This window comes from Sphingosinicella sp. (assembly GCF_041916975.1).
Taxonomy (GTDB): domain Bacteria; phylum Pseudomonadota; class Alphaproteobacteria; order Sphingomonadales; family Sphingomonadaceae; genus Sphingosinicella.
In genome coordinates this window covers 1,616,262-1,632,774 of the sequence record NZ_JAYRYK010000001.1, presented here as the reverse complement: position 1 = coordinate 1,632,774, position 16,513 = coordinate 1,616,262, and the positions used below count along the sequence as shown (strand labels likewise).

Here is a 16,513-nt window from a genome sequence, read left to right as displayed (position 1 = left end):
TCGGTCCTCCGGCGGGTCAGGCTATTTCCGCGTGGCGAGATAGGCGATGACATTGGCGCGATCCTCCGGCTTCGGCAGGCCCGCGAAGGCCATGCGCGTGCCCTTGACGGTCGCGGCGGGTTTCAGAAGGAAGGCGTTGAGCTTGTCCGCTGTCCAGACGATGCCGGAGCCTTTCATGGCGGGCGAATAATTGAACTCGCCCGCACCGGCCTTGCGGCCGACGACACCTGACAGGTTTGGGCCCATTGCGAGCTTCTTGCCGGGGTCTACCGAATGGCACATGGCGCAGCGTTTGAACACGGCGGCGCCCGCGGCGGCATCGCCCGCGGCGTGTGCCGGAGCCGATGCAAGCACCGCGAGTGCGGCCAGTCCTGTCCTTGCCAGCCTTGACCCTGCCGGCTTCAACCTTGAACGCATCAAACCCGTGTCCCTCCCGGATGATACTAGAAGTTGTAAGTGACGCTGCCGCCGATCCAGCGCGGACGCGCGTAGGTCTGGTTCGAAAGCCCAAGCACCGCGCCGAGATCGAGATTGTAGATACGGTATTCCTTGTCCGTCACGTTGTTGGCGAACGCAGCGATCACCCAGCGATCGTCATCCGTCGTGAAGGACACGCGGACGTTGCCGACCAGGTGCGAGGCGCCAAGATCGATGGGGGCGTTGAAGGTCGAGAAATACTGCTTGCTGTCGTATTTCCAGTCTGTCTGGAACGCGAGCGATCCGGGGCCGACGGGAACGGCGTAGCGCAGCATGCCACCGATGCTCCATTCCGGTGCCTGCGGCATCTTGCGATCGGTGACGCGGCCGGCGGGGAGGGTGATGTTCTTCACCTTGGTATCGAGATGCGTGAGGAATGCCGACAGCATAAGGCCGGTTGCGGGCCGCAGGATCAGTTCGCCTTCGAAGCCCGTAACCTTTGCCGGTCGATTGGTGACGAACTGCGACAGCCCATCAAGCGAGAAGGCCTGATAGTCCTTGTAATCATAATGGAAGACGGCGCCGTTCAGCGTGACCATGCGGTCTGCGAACTCCGCCTTGAAGCCGCCCTCGTAATTGGTGAGCACCTCCTGATCATAAGGCAGCGTCGTGGGATCGATCGGCGCGAACGCCTGAATGCCGAAACCGCCGCTTTTGGTGCCGCGATTGGCGCTGACGTAGAGCAGGACATCATCGGTGGGGCGGTAATCGAGCTCGATCTTGCCCGACCAGTTCTTGAACGTCTGCTTCGCGAGATCGGGGTTCGTGGAGGAATTGAACACGAAATCGGTGACGCCGTTTTCGGCGTGCGCGTAATCGTATTTCTTCCAGTCCCAGCTGTAGCGACCGCCGATGATGAGGCTGAACTGGTCGCTCGCCTTGTATTCGACCTGACCGAATACCGCGATGGAGTCGGTTTTCTGCGTGCCGCCATAATTTTCGATGAAGCCGAGGATCGCGCTGCCATCGATCTGGTAGGCGTTTTCGGTCTTGATCTTCAGGCCGTAAATGCCGCCGAGCCAGGTGAGACGATCGCTTTCGCCCGAAAGGCGCAGTTCCTGCGAAAGCTGATAGAGATCCTGCGCCGTATCATAATGGAAGATCGGAAGCGCCGACATATCGCTGTCTTCGGCGTAGCGTTTCTTCAGATCCTGATAGTCCGTGATCGAGGTCAGCTGCATGCCGCCGAAATCATGTTCATAGCGCGCTGTGGCGCTCCAGAACTTACGGTCGAAATAACCACCGTAATCGAATTCACCGGTAAAGGGGTCATCATCGGAATCGCGATAGCCGAACGCATCGCAGCCGCCGCACGTTTCCCAGAAGTCCTCGTTCGGGCCGAGCGCATAGCCGAGGCCGTCTTCATTGAAGCCCGCCGCGACGTGCGTGTAGAGGCCGCCGCTCGTCTCGTCCTTGTTGCGCAGGCCCTGCAGCTTCACGAGCAGCGTTCCGTTCGGGCCGACATCGGCCTCTACCTGCAGGCGCCCGCCGAAGAAACGGGAGTTGCCGAGATCCTTGCCGATGCGGTTTTCGATGTAGCCGCCATGATGGTTGGTGGTGAGCGAGAGACGCGCGCGGACGGTGTCGGAAAGCGGACCACTGATTGCGCCTTCGGTCGCGATCTGCCCGTAGCTGCCGACGGTGAGCGTGCCGAAGCCTTCGAACGTGTTCGTCGGCCGCTTGGTGATCGCCTGCACGAGGCCGCCCGTGGCGTTGCGGCCGAAAAGCGTACCCTGCGGGCCGCGCAGAATCTCGACGCGTTCCAGATCGAACATCTGGCCACTGATCGCGCCGAGCGCGCTCACGTAAACCTCGTCGTTGTAGAAGGCGATCGGGGCTTCCTGCGAATCGGCGAAGTCGTTCTGCGAGACGCCGCGGATGTTGAAGACGGTGATCGTGGGGCTGTACTGCGCGACCTGAAGGCTCGGCACCTGCCCGGCGAGCGCCGTCACGTCCTGCCGGCCCATCGAATCGAGCGCGGCGCCCCCGAGCGCCGAGACCGAGAGGCCGATGTCCTGCAGATTCTGCTCGCGCTTCTGCGCGGTGACGACGATCGCGTCGTCAATGACGGCGGCTTCTTGCGCCGCGGCCACGGCAGGCGCGAACGCGGCGCCCGCAAGCAGGACGAGCCTCAGCGACGGACGGATGAACGGATTGCTGCGCATGTGGTTTTCCCCTCCCTGAAACGCAATTCGCGTCGTTTCGGGCACTATATTTCGAATCAATTCGATTTGTAAAGTTGGGAAGCGTGCCCTCTTAGGGGCGAAAAGGGGGCAATGTTGGAATTATAACCGGATTAAATTCGAATTGACTTGACGTGGTGGATTCAATGAGTGAACGCAAGGTCAAGGCAGAGGTAATAGGCAGACAGGCGGCGCGTGGGCGGATCGGCGAGACGGACACAGGAGCGGGGACGCACGCGCCGGGCGATCCTCGTCGAAGCGAGCCGCAAGCTGCTGCGCGAACGGGAGATCGACGAGATCTCGCTAACGGACGTGGCGGACGCGGCCGGAATTCCCAAAAGCTCCGCGTACCATTTCTTCTCCCACGTGCTCGAAGTCTTCGAGGCCGCCGCGAGCGACATGGAAGCCGAAATCCTGAAGGATCTCGACGGTCTTTCGATGGCGGACTGCGCGGACTGGCGGCAGGCGGCCACCCTCTTCGTGGGCCGTGGCGCGGCGTTCTTCAATGCGAACCGCGATGCCATGCAGCTGCTGATCGGCCCGAAGACACCCTCGGCAATCAAGCTGAAGGACCGGCAGAACGATTTCGCCATCGCCGGGCAGCTGAAGGACCAGATTTCCCGGAATTTCGAGCTTCCCGAGCTTGCCGACACGCCGGAGATCTTCTTCCGCGCGATCGAGATCGCCGATCTGTTCTTCGGGCTTTCGGTGATCCGGCACGGCCGCATCACCGAGGCGTTTACCGATGAGGCCGGGCGCGCCACCTGCGCCTATTTGTCGCTCTATCTTCCCGTCGTGCTGCCGCGCGCGCGGCCTGCCTGAACGAACGCATTAAGCGGATAGCAACGTGTCCCGCCGATGCTGCGCTGCGAAAAGGGCAGGCGATGGATACACAGACGCTCCGCAAGCAGCACGACGAGATCGGGGAAACCTCCGAGGCGCTCATCAATGCCGTGATCGCGCGCGACCGTCTGGAGGTCGCGAAGTCCCGCTGGCGGCTTGCGCGCGTGCTGATCGCGCATCTCGCGATCGAGGACAAATGGCTCTATCCCGCACTGATCCGGGATGGTTCGGCGCGGGTCTCGGCGCTGGCGCTCGACTTCCAGCGCGAGATGGGCGGGCTCGCCGACGCCTTCAACGCCTACATGCTCGAATGGAGCGAAGATCGCATCACGAGCGAATGGGAAGCCTTCCAGACCGCGACGTGGGCACTTGTCGAAGCGCTCGACCTCCGCATCCGCCGCGAGAACATCGAACTCTATCCCCTACGGGAAGAGGAGATGGCGCAGTCGTAGCGCTGGAGCGGGTGAAGGGAATCGAACCCTCGTCGTAAGCTTGGAAGGCTTCTGCTCTACCATTGAGCTACACCCGCGCCCCGAGGCTGCGCCCGCTTGCCACAAGCCGGCGGCAAAGGTCAACGGCGTGCGATACCCGGAAACGCGAAAGGGCCCTGCCGGGGATGCCGGCAAGACCCTTTCATCAAGATACGGATCGTTAGTTGAAATCGCGCTGGGCGAGCAGCTGCGGGGCATCCTCGCCACCGACCCAGCGGTCGACTGCGGCGCCTTCCCACGTGCCGGTGATGTGGCCCTTGCGCGAAACGCGAAGTGCGAACGTCTTGCCGGTGTCGGGGTTTTCGCCCTTGAGGTGGAGCACGCCGCTCGCGGTGCGGCGACCGGACACCTCGTAGCCCGTGGAGGCGTGGGTGAAATCGATGCGCGAGTGATAGTAGCTGTACGGTGCGGCGGCAGCCGGCGCGGACACGCCGGCGATCATGCTCGCGGCGGCCAGACCGAGAATGATCTTCATGATGGGTCTCCCTGCTCAGCAAACGATCGGAACCGTTCGTTTGTGCGACGCAGCATATGAAATGGCCCCCCTTCGACCATCGCGACCTTGGCAACGTGGGTTTCCAGTTTTGCAACGATGTGTGTAAGTCTATGGAATGGCTTGATGCCCGATCAGGAAAAATTCCGAACGAGGTTTCAACTCTTGCCAAAATTATGCTGCGTTGCAACAATGTGCCTGCAATCGCCGCTCGCAAAGGTGCGGAGCGGGTGGAAGCCAGAGAGGCCATGATGTGTATCCGGTGCCTCGCCGGACCGGCCACGGCAGCGTAACATGCGCCGCCTGCCGCCGATGGGTTCACTCGAAGCGTTCGTCGCGGCCTACCGCGGCGGCACCCTGCGCGCGGCCTCAAACGAACTGAACCTTTCCGTTTCGGCGCTGAGCCGGCGGCTCCAGTCGCTGGAGGCGCACGTTGGGCGGCCGCTTTTCGAACGGCGGCACCACGAACTGAAGCCGACGCCCGAAGGCGCCCGGCTGTTCACGCAGATCGCGCCGCATTTCGATGCGATCGGCCGGATCCTGGGCGAGGTGCGTTCAGGCGGCGAACGCAGCCTCGCGATCGGCGTGCCGCCCTCCTATGCGAGCGCGTGGCTGCTGCCTCGCCTCGCGCGTTTTCGCGCGCGTTATCCCGATATCACCCTGCGTTTCGATTCGTCGGGCGCGCCGTTCGAGAAGCTGGGTGCCAGCCTCGATGCCATCATCGTATTTGCGGAAACCGTGCCCGAGGGCGTCGATTCGTGCGAGCTGAAACCGCAGGCGGGCTTCGCGGTCTGTGCGCCGGGCCTTGTGGCACCAGGAACGCCGGTGCGCGAGGCGCTGCGCGATCACACGCTGCTGCTGCACGGCGGGCTTTCGAAGGTGCTGCCGCTGTGGCTGCAGGCGATGGGGCTCGACGAGCGCGCCATGGGGCGCACCGAACAGTACGACAGCGGCCCGATGTTGATCGCAGCGGCGGAGGCCGGGCTCGGCATCGCACTGACGCTGGAGGATTCGGTGCGTTTCTACGAAGGCGACGCCCGGCTCGAGCGGCCGTTCGGTGAAAGTGTCGCGACACCCTACAGCTATTGGTGGGTTTCCCGGAAGCCGGGCGCATCCGACGTTGCACTACGGCGCTTCCGCGACTGGCTTCAGGCCGAATCCGCGGTGCGGCCCGAGGTCGGGGCGCTTTCCGCCACCGCCTGAACTTCCTGCAACAGCCTGAGTAAAGAAAAGGGCCGACCCGAAGGCCGGCCCTAATAGTAAATCCTTGGGGAGGATCGCCATTTCTGGCGGGCCCTTTGTTGCACCTGCGAAGGGCTGCTGACCACCGCAAAGTCTGCATCGATCGTTGCAGGAATTGCAACGCTGGCAGCAAAATCAACTTCCGCGAGTGTATTTTAAGGTTTTGTTTACGTTTTTGGGGGCACACCGGCGCTGCGGGGGATCACGGGCTTCGACAAGGGGCGGCTCAGATGATCCAGTTTTTTGCAAGGTTGCAGGGCGTACTTCCCACGTGGCGCGGCGATGGCGGCAAGGCCCTCGCGGGCGGGCCGGAGCGGCGCGGTGCCACGCGGTCTCTGGCACTGTTCTGGTCGGCGCGGATGCGGACGCGGGGGTGGGCGGGCCCGGCGACCGTGGTGGAGATTTCCGCGCGCGGGATGCGGCTGCGCAGTCCTTATTACCCTGAGATCGGTGCGCGCGTGGTGGTGGACCTGCCGGGTAACGCGCCGCTCGCCGGCGTCGTGCGCTGGGCGGAGCACGGCCGGTTCGGGATGCAGTTCGACCGAGAGGCGGACGTCGTGAAGATCCTGCGGGCGCACAAGCGGGCGACCGGCCGGCATTTGGGCGTCGACGAACCCGCCTGAAGGTTCAGCGCAGCCAGGCCTTCAGCAGCATCGCGACGACGCCGAGCACAGCGACGCTCGCCGCCCAGATCGCCGCCATCCATGCGAGGCGCTTCCAGAGCGACGCCTCGGTCTTAGTGGTAGCCATGGCTGCCGACCTTGCCGCGGAACACCCAGTAAGCCCACGCGGTGTAGGCGAGGATGAGCGGCATGACGAGGACGACGCCCACGAGCATGAAGACCTGGCTGCGCTCCGGTGCGGCGGCATCCCAGATCGTGACGCTGTCCGGCACCACATAGGGGAACATGCTGATACCAAGGCCGATCGTACCGAGCAGGAACAGGCCGAGCGCGAGCAGGAAGGGCGACCACGTGGCGCGCTTCCTCAGCGTGCGGAACAGAAAGTAGGTGACGATCGCGACGAGCAGCGGCACCTGGCTGGTGAAGAGCATGTTCGGCATGTCGAACCAGCGCTGCCAGTAGCGGTGTTCGAGGAAGGGCGTTGCAAGGCTGACCGCGATCATCAGCGCCAGCGTCGCGATCGCGGCGCGGCCCGCGAGGCGGTAGGCATGATCGAGCGCGCCGCCTTCCACCTTCACGATCAGCCATGTCGCGCCGAGCAGCGCATAGCCCGCGACGACGCCCGCGCCGGTGAGCAGGCTGTAGGGGCTGAGCCAATCGAGCCAGCCGCCGGCATAGGCGCGGCCATCGACATCGATGCCCTGCAGGATCGCGCCGAGGATCATGCCCTGCGAAAACGCCGCGACGATCGAGCCGCCGGTGAACGCCATGTCCCAGAAGGCGCGGTGGCCGGGATCACGCCAGCGAAACTCGAACGCGACGCCGCGGAACACGAGCCCGAGCAGCATTGCGATGATCAGCGGATAGGTGGCGGGCAGGATGATGGCGTAGGCGAGCGGGAAGGCGGCGAAAAGCCCGCCGCCGCCGAGTACGAGCCATGTCTCGTTGCCGTCCCACACCGGCGCGATGGCGTTCATCGCCTGATCGCGTTCCTCGCCCTTGAAGACCGGGAAGAGGATGCCGATGCCGAGATCGAACCCGTCCATCACCACATAGGCAAAGATGCCGAAGGCGATGATGAACGCCCAGACGGTGGTGAGATCGATGTTGACGCTCATTGTCCGCTCTCCAGCGCGGGTGCGGGGGTGATGCCCGTTGTGCGAACCGGTCCGGGTTCGGCCTCGACGCCCGCTTCGCCGGATTTCGGCCGGTGCGACATCAGCTTCAGGATGTACCATGTGCCGGCGCCGAACACCGCGAAGTAGATGATGACGAAGGCGACGAGCGAGGCCCCCACGGCAGGCGCGGCGAGCGGCGAGGCGCTGTCAGCGGTCCGCAGCAGGCCGTAGACGGTGTAGGGCTGGCGCCCGACCTCCGTCGTCACCCAGCCCGCGATGACGGCGACGAACCCCGACGGCCCCATCACCATCGCCGCGCGGTGCAGCAGCGGCCAGTCGTAGAGGCGGCCTTTCACGCGGGCGAGGAGACTCCACATGCCGATGCCGAGCATCAGCATTCCGATGCCGACCATGATGCGGAACGACCAGAACACGATGCCCACGGGCGGCTGTTCGTCGCGCGGCACGGTGTCGAGGCCGGCAAGAGGCGCGTTCGGATCATGCTTCAGGATCAGTGACGAGGCTTTGGGAATCGCGATCGCGTAGTCGATGCGCTGCTCTTTGCTGTTCGGGATACCGAAGAGATAGAAGGGCGCCCCCTGCGGGTGGCTCTGATAGTGGCCCTCCATCGCCATCACCTTCACCGGCTGGTGTTCGAGCGTGTTAAGCCCGTGCATGTCGCCCGCGAAGATTTGGACGGGCGCGACGAGCGCGGCCATCCACATCGCCATCGAGAACATGATGCGTGCGTGCGGGTTCACGCGGTCTTTCAGAAGATGCCATGCGCCCACCGCGCCGACGACGAATGCCGTGGTGAGATAGGCGGCGATCACCGTGTGGACGAGGCGGTAGGGGAAGCTGGGGTTGAAGATGATCGCCCACCAGCTCTCCCCGGGCAGGAACTGGCCGTTCTCGCCCATGATGTGGCCGGTCGGCGTCTGCATCCACGAATTGACGCTGAGAATCCAGAAGGCCGAGATGAACGTGCCGATCGCCACCATCAGCGTCGCCGTAAAGTGCAGCTTCTTTCCCACCTTGTTCATGCCGAACAGCATGACGCCGAGGAAACCCGCTTCGAGGAAGAAGGCGGTGAGCACTTCATAGGCCATCAAAGGGCCGATGACGGGCCCGGCCTTGTCGGAGAACACCGACCAGTTCGTGCCGAACTGGTAGGACATGACGATGCCCGAGACGACGCCCATCGCGAAGGTGACCGCGAAAATCTTCAGCCAGTAGCGGAAAAGATCGAGATAATGGCTCTGCCCCGTCTTCAGCCACAGACCTTCGAGCACGGCGAGGTAGCTCGCCAGCCCGATCGAGAAGGCGGGGAAGATGAAATGGAAGCTGACCGTGAACGCGAACTGGATGCGCGCCAGCAGCACGGCATCCACGGAACCGAAGAGTGATTCGAACACAGCGGCGACTCCTTGCCGTCAGCCTATCTGTTTGACCTGGCTACCACATTTCGGCGTCCGCTGCGACCGCCGCAATGCGACGTGATGTTCCGCGACGTTCTGTCCAGTTGAGTGTGCAGACGATGATTATTTGCAAATCATTCGCAATAGCGTAGAAAGGCATGCGATTCGCCAGCTTGAGACGAAAGACGACCCATGAGTGACCGCGCCGCGGCAGCCCGTATCCTCGCGCCGTCCGATGCGCTGACCGTGGAAATCGTGCGCGCCGTGCGGCACTGGAACGAGCATCTGTTCAGCTTCACGATCACGCGCCCTTCGAGCTTCCGGTTCCGTTCGGGGGAGTTCGTGATGATCGGCCTGCCTGGCGAGCGGCGGCCGCTGCTGCGCGCCTATTCGATCGCGAGCCCCGCATGGGCGGAGGAACTTGAGTTCCTGTCGATCAAGGTCCCCGATGGCCCGCTCACCTCACAGCTCCAGCGCGTGAAGCCCGGCGACCAGCTCTTTCTCGGCCGGAAGCCCACGGGCACGCTCGTCGCCGACGCCCTGCTGCCGGGACGGCGGCTGTTCCTGCTCTCGACCGGCACGGGTCTCGCGCCGTTCATGAGCCTCGTCCGCGATCCCGACATTTACGAGCGGTTCAACCAGATCGTGCTTGTCCATTCGGTGCGGCAGGTGAGCGATCTTGCCTACCGAACCGAGCTCGAAGGCCATCTGGCGGGCGATCCCCTGGTGCAGGACCAGGCGCTGCTGCAGCTTTCCTATCTGCCGACCGTGACGCGCGAGCCGTTCCGCACCACCGGCCGCATCGATGCGCTGATCGAAGATGGCACGCTGTTCGGCCCGCCGCTCACCGGACCCAAGGCGTTCGACCCCGAAATCGACCGCGTGATGATGTGCGGCAGCATGACGATGATCCGTTCGCTCGCCGCGCGGTTCGAATCTTGCGGTTTTGCGGAAGGATCGAACGCGGAGCCGGGCCATTATGTGATCGAACGCGCGTTCGTCGGCTGAGGGAGGCGGATTTGCGATTCCGCCGGACGGCAAGCCGCACTAACCTTGCCGGCATGATTCGCCTGACCGCCCTTTGCACCGTGCTGCTCGCCGTTGCCGCCGCCATGCCGTCGTTCGCGCAAACCGAGCCGCAGACCTTGGCAACGCCCGCCGAAGCGCCGCCCGCGCCGCCGCCTGCGCCGGAGAAGGTCTACGAGACCGTGCGCGTTGCAATCACGACCAGCGAGGGCCCGATCGTGCTGGCGCTGGAAAAGGAGCGGGCGCCGCTGACGACAGCGAACTTCCTGCGCTACGTCGACCAGAAGCGGATGGACGGTACGGTGTTCTACCGCGCCATGAAGCTCACCGACGACGGCAGCTACGGGCTCATCCAGGGCGGGACGCAGGGCAACCCCAAGAAGGTGCTGCCCAAGATCGCGCACGAGCCGACGACGAAGACCGGGCTTTCGCACACCGACGGCGCGATCTCCATGGCGCGCGGCGCGCCGGGGAGCGCGGACGGCGATTTCTTCATCACCGTCGGCGCGCTCGAATCGCTGAATGCCGATCCCTCGAAGCCCGGCGACAATCTCGGCTTCGCCGTGTTCGGCCATGTCGTCGAGGGCATGGAGACGGTGCGCAAGATCATGAACGCGCCGACTTCGCCGACGCTGGGCGCAGGCGTGATGAAGGGGCAGATGATCGCGGCCCCGATACGCATCCTGACGGCGCGCCGAAGCCAATAACTCAGTGCGCGAGCAGCAGCGTCGGGGTTTCCAGAAGCGCCTTCACCTCGCCGATGAACCGCGCCGCATCGTAGCCGTCCACCACGCGGTGGTCGAACGACGAGGAGATGTTCATCATCTTGCGGATCTCGATCGCGCCGCCGCGCACGACCGGGCGTTCGACGAGGCGATTGGGGCCGATGATCGCGACCTCGGGATGGTTGATGACCGGCGTTGTTGCGATGCCGCCGAGCGTGCCGAGGCTGGTGATCGTGATCGTGGAACCGGAGAGTTCGTCGCGCTTCGCGGTGCCCTCGCGCGCAGCGGCGGCAAGGCGGGCGATCTCCTCAGCGAGATCCCAGAGGCCAAGGGTTTGCGCATTTCGCACGACCGGCACGATAAGACCGTTATCGGTTTGCGTCGCGATGCCCGCATGGACGGGCGTGTAGCGCCGGACGATGCCGGTCTCGTCGTCGTAGGTCCCGTTGATCTTTGGGAACTGCGGTAGTACGCGGACGAGTGCCTGGATGAAGAAGGGCAGCAGCGTCAGCTTCGGACGGTCGTTTCCATAGCACGCATTGAGCTGCGCGCGCGCGGTTTCAAGCGCAGTGAGATCGACCTCTTCCACATAAGCGAAATGCGGAATCCGTCGCGCGGAGATTTCCATCTTCTCGGCGATCTTGCGGCGCAGGCCGACGAGCTTCACCTCGGTGAATTCGTCCGCGCTGGCCGGCGCAGCTTGCGGTTGCCGCAGCCCTGCGACGTGCGCCTCGAAATCCGGACGGCGGATGCGGCCATAGGGACCTGAGCCCATCACCTCCTCCAGCCGCACACCGGCCTGCTTGGCGAGGCGCCGCACCAGCGGCGAGGCTTTCGGCCGTGTGGTTGCGGAATCCGGGGCAGCGGGTTCCGGCGCGGCTGCGACCGGCGGACGCGCTTCTTCGGCGGTTTCCGTCGCGGGTTCGGCGGGCGCTTCACCTTCGAGCGCGAATTCGACGAGTGCCGAGCCGATCTGGCGAAGCTGCCCGACCTCGCCGTGGATGGCGACGATCGTGCCGGAAACCGGCGAGGTGAGTTCCACGGTCGCCTTGTCGGTCATCACGTCGGCGAGGGGCTGATCCTCCGCGACCGTGTCCCCGGGCTTCACGTACCACTGGACGAGTTCGGCCTCGGCGATGCCCTCGCCGATGTCGGGGAGCTTGAAGACGTAATTCGCCATGCCCTTACGCCTCCACCGCGCGGCGGAGTGCATCGCCGACGCGCTTCGGGCCGGGGAAATATTCCCATTCGAAGGCGTGGGGGTAAGGCGTGTCCCAGCCCGTCACGCGCTCGATCGGGGCTTCGAGATCGAAGAAGCAATGCTCCTGCACCAGCGCGGCGAGTTCGGCGCCGAAACCGCAAGTGCGCGTCGCTTCGTGAACGACGACGCAGCGGCCCGTGCGGCTCACGGACCGGGTGATGGTTTCAAGATCGAGCGGCATCAGCGTGCGCAGGTCGATGACCTCCGCATCGATGCCGGTTTCGTTCGCCGCCGCGAGCGCGACATGCACCATCGTGCCGTAGGCGAGCACGGTGACGGCGCTGCCTGCGCGCACGATGTTCGCCTTGCCGAGCGGTACGACATAATGCCCTTCCGGCACCTCGCTCGCCGGGTGTTTCGACCACGGCTCCACGGGCTTGTCGTGATGCCCGTCGAAGGGCCCATTGTAGAGACGCTTCGGCTCGAAGAAGAGCACGGGGTCGTCGTCCTCGATCGCTGCGATCAGCAGCCCCTTGGCGTCGTAGGGGTTGGACGGGATCACCGTTTTTAGGCCCGCCACATGGGTGAAGATGCCTTCAGGGCTCTGGCTGTGCGTCTGGCCGCCGTAGATGCCGCCGCCATAGGGGCTGCGCACGGTGATCGGCGACCACCATTCGCCGCCCGTGCGATACCGCATCCGCGCGGCTTCGGAGATGAGTTGATCGGTGGCGGGATAGATGTAATCCGCGAACTGAATCTCGACGACCGGCCGCTTGCCGTAAGCGCCCATGCCGACCGCAACCGCAACGATGCCGCCTTCGGAAATCGGCGCGTCGAATACGCGGGTGAGACCGTGCTTCCGTTGCAGTCCGTCTGTCGCGCGGAATACGCCGCCGAAATAGCCGACGTCCTGTCCGAAGATGGTGACGGCGGGATCGCGCGTCAGCGCGACGTCCATCGCGCTGTTGAGTGCTTCGATCATGTTCATCGTCGCCACGGCGTTATACCCCCGCCTGCTTGCGCTGCTCGACAAGATGCGGCGGCATCTCCTTGTAGACGTCGTCGAACATCGTGGAGGCCGGGATGCGCGCGCCTTCCTTCAGCGTGCCATAGCTTTCGGATTCCTTGCCTGCCGCTCGGACCACTTCATCAAGTTCTTTTTCCAGCGCCGCGTGCTGATCTTCGCTCCAAAGACCGGCGCCGATCATGTGTGCTTTCAGCCGTTCGATGGGATCGCCGAGCGGCCACGCGCCCGCCTCCGATCCGGGGCGGTATTTGCTTGGATCGTCGGAGGTGGAGTGGCCCTCCGCGCGGTAGGTGAAGAGTTCGATTACCGTCGGGCCGAGGCCGCTGCGCGCCCGGTTCGCCGCCCAGCGCGTGACGGCGTAGACGGCGAGGAAATCATTGCCGTCGACACGCAGCGACGGGATGCCGTAACCGAGCCCGCGCGACGCGAACGTCGTGCGCTCGCCGCCCGCGATGCCGGAGAAGGACGAGATCGCCCACTGGTTGTTGACGATGTTGAGGACGACCGGCGCCTGATAGACGCTGGCGAAGGTGAGCGCGTGATGGAAGTCGCCCTCAGCCGTCGCGCCCTCGCCGATCCACGCGGCGGCGATGCGGTTGTCGCTGTCGGCGGCGGAGGCCATCGCCCAGCCGACCGCCTGGCTGTACTGCGTGCCGAGGTTGCCGGAGATGGAGAAGAAGCCCGCCTCGCGGCTTGAATAGAACACCGGCATCTGCCGGCCCTTCAGGCGGTCACGGCTGTTCGAATAGACCTGGTTCATCATGTCGACGAGCGGCCAGTCGCGCGCCACGAGCAGGCCCTGCTGACGATAGGTAGGGAAACACATGTCGCCGTATTCGAGCGCGAGCGCCGCCGCGACGGCGACAGCCTCCTCGCCCGTTGATTTCATGTAGAAGCTCGTCTTGCCCTGCCGCTGTACGCGCACCATGCGCGCGTCGTAAGCGCGCGTCAGCATCATCGCGCGCAGGCCTTTTTCAAGCACGTCTGCGGATAGCTCCGGGTTCCAGTCGCCAACTGGATTGCCGTCGTCATCCAGCACACGGATCAGCGCCCAGGCGAGATCGCGAATCTCGGCGGGGTCGACATCTTCGGCAGGGCGGCGAACTTCGCCCGCGGGCGGCACCTTGATGTGCGACATGTCCGGGGTTTCGCCGGGGCGGCAGCCGGGCTCGGGAATGTGCAGGCGCGAACTGTTCTTCAGCATGGCGGTTCTCTTGGATTTCAGGCTGCGGCGCGATGCCCGCGCGCGATGATGCGGCGTGCGAGCGCGTCTGCGACGATGTGGGGCGGCGTGTTGTCGCTTGCGGCGGCTTCGAGAATGCGGGTGAGGCGCGGTGCGATCTCGCCGACGCGCTGCGCGACCTCCTCGGGCGCCTCACCGAGATATTCGGCGGAGACGTTGATGATGCCGCCCGCGTTCACGACGTAATCCGGCGCATAGACGATGCCTCGCGCCATCAACGTTTCGCCGTCCGCTTCGGTTGCGAGCTGGTTGTTCGCCGCGCCGCAGATGAGACGGGCCTTCAGGGCGGGAATCGTTCCGGCATTCAGTGCCCCGCCGAGCGCGCACGGCGCGAAGATATCCGCATCGGCGGCAACGATTTCGTCCACGCCGACGGCACGCGCACCGAGTTCGGCGACGAGCGCGTCAACGCGTCGGCGATCGACATCCGCTATCACGAGCCGCGCACCCGCCGCACGCAGCATCCGGCAGAGCGCCGCGCCGACGTTCCCCGTACCCTGCACGGCGACGGTAAGACCTTCGAGATCGCTGCCGAGTGCGAAGCGTGCCGCCGCGCGCATCGATTCGAATACGCCGCGCGCCGTCCATGGCGAAGGATCGCCGCCGCTCTTGCCCGGCTCCGCATGGAGCCCCGCGACAAAGCGCGTGCGCTCGCGAACGCGCTCCATGTCGGCAACGGTGGTGCCGACGTCTTCGGCGGTGACGTAAGCGCCGCTAAGGCTTTCCACGGCATTGCCGAAGGCGCGGAACAGCGCGGCGCGGTCGAAGCTGCCGGCCGGGCGTTGCAACACCGCCTTGCCGCCGCCGAGCGGCAGTCCGGCGACTGCGTTCTTGTAGCTCATGCCGCGCGCGAGCCGGATCGCGTCGGCGGTGAGGTCGGCTTGGCTGTCGTAGTGCCAGAAGCGGCAGCCGCCCGCCGCCGGGCCGAGCGCGGTCGAGTGAATGGCGATGACACCGATCGCCTCGCCGTCCGCATTGCTGACGACGTGGATGTCTTCCTGAAAATCGCTGGCTTCGTGCGGCCGGTGGACCATCGGACCTCCCCTTCGCGCAAAAGCCTAACACGCATCCGGCTGATAAAAATTGCTCGTATGTGGTCATCCGGCGATATAGGGAATGATTTATTCTGTAATGATGAAATGCTGGAATAGAACATGCTTGAAGAGCTGGACACATTCGAACGCAAGATCCTCGCCCTCCTCCAGAAGGATTCGTCGCGCCCCACGACCGAGATCGCGGAAGAGGTCGGCTTGTCGCAGGCGCCCTGCTGGCGGCGCATCCAGCGATTGAAAGAAGCGGGCTACATCAAAGGGCAGGTGAGCCTGCTTGATCGGCGCAAGATGGGCCTCAACACGCAGGTGTTCGCGCAGGTGAAGCTCACCCGCCACGGCCGCTCCAATCTTCACGAATTCTCCGACGCGATCCGCGAGTTTCCCGAAGTGCTCGACTGCTTCGTGCTGCTCGGCCCGGTCGATTTCATGCTGCGCATCGTGACGCGCGACATCGAAACCTACGAACGCTTCTTTTTCGAAAAGCTCTCGCAGCTTCCCGGCGTGCAGGAGGTGCATTCGATGGTGGCGCTGTCGGAGATCAAATCGACGACGGAATTGCCGATCCTGGAGAGCGACGTGGCGGCGTAAGGCGCAGCCCTAGGCGGCTTTCTCCGGGGGTGCCAGGCGGTCGTTAGCAGCAGGCTGCGATCGTTCGGCGCGGTGGCCGATGCTGCGGCGGGCGTCTGCATGGCGCTCCGCCGCGCGGATCAGGCTGTCCAGATCCTCCCGGCTCACGTCGAAGGTTTCCCCGAGTTCGGCGAGCGCCTTGTCGATGTCGGCCATTTCAATGCCGGTCGAAGCAGCGGGCGCATCGGCGGCGCGGTGAGGATAGGAGTGGCGCGACACGCGGTGGAACGCCCAGCCGAGCGCGACCAGGAGCAGCGAGTTGAGCGCGACCGGCATGAATGCGAACGCGTAGCCCATCTCGGTGATCTGCGCGCCGCCGATCACCGCCGTGAGCGCGGCCGCGCCGCCCGGCGGATGCAGGCAGCGCAGCAGCGACATCACGAGGATCGCCCCGCCAACCGCGAGCCCGGCTGCGAGCGGGACGTTCGGTATCGACGCGGCGATGCCGACGCCGATGAGCGCGGAGATGGTGTTGCCGCCCACTACGGCCCAAGGTTGCGCAAGGGGGCTGGCCGGCACGGCGAATACGAGGACGGCGGAGGCGCCAAGCGGCGCCACGAGGACGGGAATCTGATGCGGCGCCAGCGGCAGATGCGAACAGACGAACCCGGTGAGCGCGATGCCCGCAAGCGCACCGATGCATGCCACCAGCCGATCGGAAAAGCTGGCGCCCGCCATGAGCGGCCTGAAAACCCGGGAACGCACTTTGTTCATGCGGCTGCGG

Annotated in this window: 18 protein-coding genes and 1 tRNA gene; 7 read left to right on the top strand and 12 right to left on the bottom strand. The window is 64.7% G+C overall.

The features are described from left to right. Positions 1-21 precede the first annotated feature (21 nt). Positions 22-417, bottom strand: a complete 396-nt coding sequence (locus ACE3TJ_RS07575; RefSeq protein ID WP_374595434.1) for a cytochrome c family protein — start codon at positions 415-417, stop codon at positions 22-24. Between the two features lie 26 nt (positions 418-443). Further along, positions 444-2,642 carry a TonB-dependent receptor gene (locus ACE3TJ_RS07570; RefSeq protein ID WP_374595432.1) on the bottom strand — a complete coding sequence of 733 codons (2,199 nt, stop codon included), beginning with the start codon at positions 2,640-2,642 and terminating at the stop codon, positions 444-446. Positions 2,643-2,855: 213 nt separating this feature from the next. On the opposite strand from ACE3TJ_RS07570, the gene ACE3TJ_RS07565 reads away from it, so the two are divergent. Then, positions 2,856-3,482, top strand: coding sequence for a TetR family transcriptional regulator (locus ACE3TJ_RS07565; RefSeq protein ID WP_374595430.1), 627 nt, complete (start codon positions 2,856-2,858; stop codon positions 3,480-3,482). Between the two features lie 62 nt (positions 3,483-3,544). After that, positions 3,545-3,955 carry a hemerythrin domain-containing protein gene (locus ACE3TJ_RS07560; RefSeq protein ID WP_374595428.1) on the top strand — a complete coding sequence of 137 codons (411 nt, stop codon included), beginning with the start codon at positions 3,545-3,547 and terminating at the stop codon, positions 3,953-3,955. Positions 3,956-3,958: 3 nt separating this feature from the next. Here ACE3TJ_RS07560 and ACE3TJ_RS07555 read toward each other — a convergent pair. After that, positions 3,959-4,032, bottom strand: a tRNA-Gly gene (locus ACE3TJ_RS07555). A gap of 122 nt (positions 4,033-4,154) precedes the next feature. Next, positions 4,155-4,469 carry a hypothetical protein gene (locus tag ACE3TJ_RS07550; RefSeq protein WP_374595426.1) on the bottom strand — a complete coding sequence of 105 codons (315 nt, stop codon included), beginning with the start codon at positions 4,467-4,469 and terminating at the stop codon, positions 4,155-4,157. A 312-nt stretch (positions 4,470-4,781) separates the two neighbouring features. On the opposite strand from ACE3TJ_RS07550, the gene ACE3TJ_RS07545 reads away from it, so the two are divergent. Together ACE3TJ_RS07545 and ACE3TJ_RS07540 are read left to right on the top strand one after the other, a co-directional pair. Continuing rightward, positions 4,782-5,690, top strand: coding sequence for a LysR substrate-binding domain-containing protein (locus ACE3TJ_RS07545; protein ID WP_374595424.1), 909 nt, complete (start codon positions 4,782-4,784; stop codon positions 5,688-5,690). Between the two features lie 269 nt (positions 5,691-5,959). Next, positions 5,960-6,352, top strand: a complete 393-nt coding sequence (locus ACE3TJ_RS07540) for a PilZ domain-containing protein (protein ID WP_374595422.1) — start codon at positions 5,960-5,962, stop codon at positions 6,350-6,352. Positions 6,353-6,356: 4 nt separating this feature from the next. On the opposite strand, the gene ACE3TJ_RS07535 is transcribed toward ACE3TJ_RS07540, so the two are convergent. From ACE3TJ_RS07535 to ACE3TJ_RS07525, 3 genes are read right to left on the bottom strand one after another with little or no spacing between them, the layout of a single operon-like run. Then, positions 6,357-6,479 (bottom strand): DUF2474 family protein, encoded by a 123-nt coding sequence (locus ACE3TJ_RS07535; RefSeq protein WP_374595420.1) that lies wholly within the window; start codon positions 6,477-6,479, stop codon positions 6,357-6,359. Further along, positions 6,466-7,470 carry a cytochrome d ubiquinol oxidase subunit II gene (cydB, locus tag ACE3TJ_RS07530; protein ID WP_374595418.1) on the bottom strand — a complete coding sequence of 335 codons (1,005 nt, stop codon included), beginning with the start codon at positions 7,468-7,470 and terminating at the stop codon, positions 6,466-6,468. Before cydB ends, ACE3TJ_RS07535 begins: the two co-directional genes overlap by 14 nt. Next, positions 7,467-8,885 (bottom strand): cytochrome ubiquinol oxidase subunit I, encoded by a 1,419-nt coding sequence (locus ACE3TJ_RS07525; RefSeq protein WP_374595416.1) that lies wholly within the window; start codon positions 8,883-8,885, stop codon positions 7,467-7,469. The genes cydB and ACE3TJ_RS07525 overlap by 4 nt, the downstream gene beginning before the upstream one ends. Before the next feature lie 195 nt (positions 8,886-9,080). On the opposite strand from ACE3TJ_RS07525, the gene ACE3TJ_RS07520 reads away from it, so the two are divergent. Both ACE3TJ_RS07520 and ACE3TJ_RS07515 read left to right on the top strand, forming a co-directional pair. Next, positions 9,081-9,896 carry a ferredoxin--NADP reductase gene (locus tag ACE3TJ_RS07520; protein WP_374595414.1) on the top strand — a complete coding sequence of 272 codons (816 nt, stop codon included), beginning with the start codon at positions 9,081-9,083 and terminating at the stop codon, positions 9,894-9,896. A gap of 53 nt (positions 9,897-9,949) precedes the next feature. Further along, positions 9,950-10,621, top strand: coding sequence for a peptidylprolyl isomerase (locus ACE3TJ_RS07515; protein WP_374595412.1), 672 nt, complete (start codon positions 9,950-9,952; stop codon positions 10,619-10,621). Between the two features lies 1 nt (position 10,622). On the opposite strand, the gene ACE3TJ_RS07510 is transcribed toward ACE3TJ_RS07515, so the two are convergent. Genes ACE3TJ_RS07510 through ACE3TJ_RS07495 form a run of 4 tightly spaced genes read right to left on the bottom strand, consistent with a single transcriptional unit; the run spans position 10,623 to position 15,144 of the window. Then, a complete protein-coding gene (locus ACE3TJ_RS07510; RefSeq protein ID WP_374595410.1) occupies positions 10,623-11,819 on the bottom strand; it encodes a dihydrolipoamide acetyltransferase family protein in 1,197 nt (398 codons plus the stop codon). A gap of 4 nt (positions 11,820-11,823) precedes the next feature. Then, positions 11,824-12,828, bottom strand: a complete 1,005-nt coding sequence (locus ACE3TJ_RS07505; RefSeq protein WP_374599347.1) for an alpha-ketoacid dehydrogenase subunit beta — start codon at positions 12,826-12,828, stop codon at positions 11,824-11,826. Positions 12,829-12,841: 13 nt separating this feature from the next. After that, positions 12,842-14,071 carry a 3-methyl-2-oxobutanoate dehydrogenase (2-methylpropanoyl-transferring) subunit alpha gene (locus ACE3TJ_RS07500; RefSeq protein WP_374595408.1) on the bottom strand — a complete coding sequence of 410 codons (1,230 nt, stop codon included), beginning with the start codon at positions 14,069-14,071 and terminating at the stop codon, positions 12,842-12,844. A gap of 17 nt (positions 14,072-14,088) precedes the next feature. Then, on the bottom strand, positions 14,089-15,144 hold the full coding sequence (locus ACE3TJ_RS07495; RefSeq protein ID WP_374595406.1) for a Leu/Phe/Val dehydrogenase: 1,056 nt from the start codon (positions 15,142-15,144) through the stop codon (positions 14,089-14,091). Positions 15,145-15,264: 120 nt separating this feature from the next. Between ACE3TJ_RS07495 and ACE3TJ_RS07490 the strand changes: the two genes are divergently transcribed. Continuing rightward, on the top strand, positions 15,265-15,750 hold the full coding sequence (locus ACE3TJ_RS07490; RefSeq protein WP_374595404.1) for an Lrp/AsnC family transcriptional regulator: 486 nt from the start codon (positions 15,265-15,267) through the stop codon (positions 15,748-15,750). A gap of 9 nt (positions 15,751-15,759) precedes the next feature. On the opposite strand, the gene ACE3TJ_RS07485 is transcribed toward ACE3TJ_RS07490, so the two are convergent. Next, positions 15,760-16,503, bottom strand: coding sequence for an HPP family protein (locus ACE3TJ_RS07485; RefSeq protein ID WP_374595402.1), 744 nt, complete (start codon positions 16,501-16,503; stop codon positions 15,760-15,762). Positions 16,504-16,513: the final 10 nt, after the last annotated feature.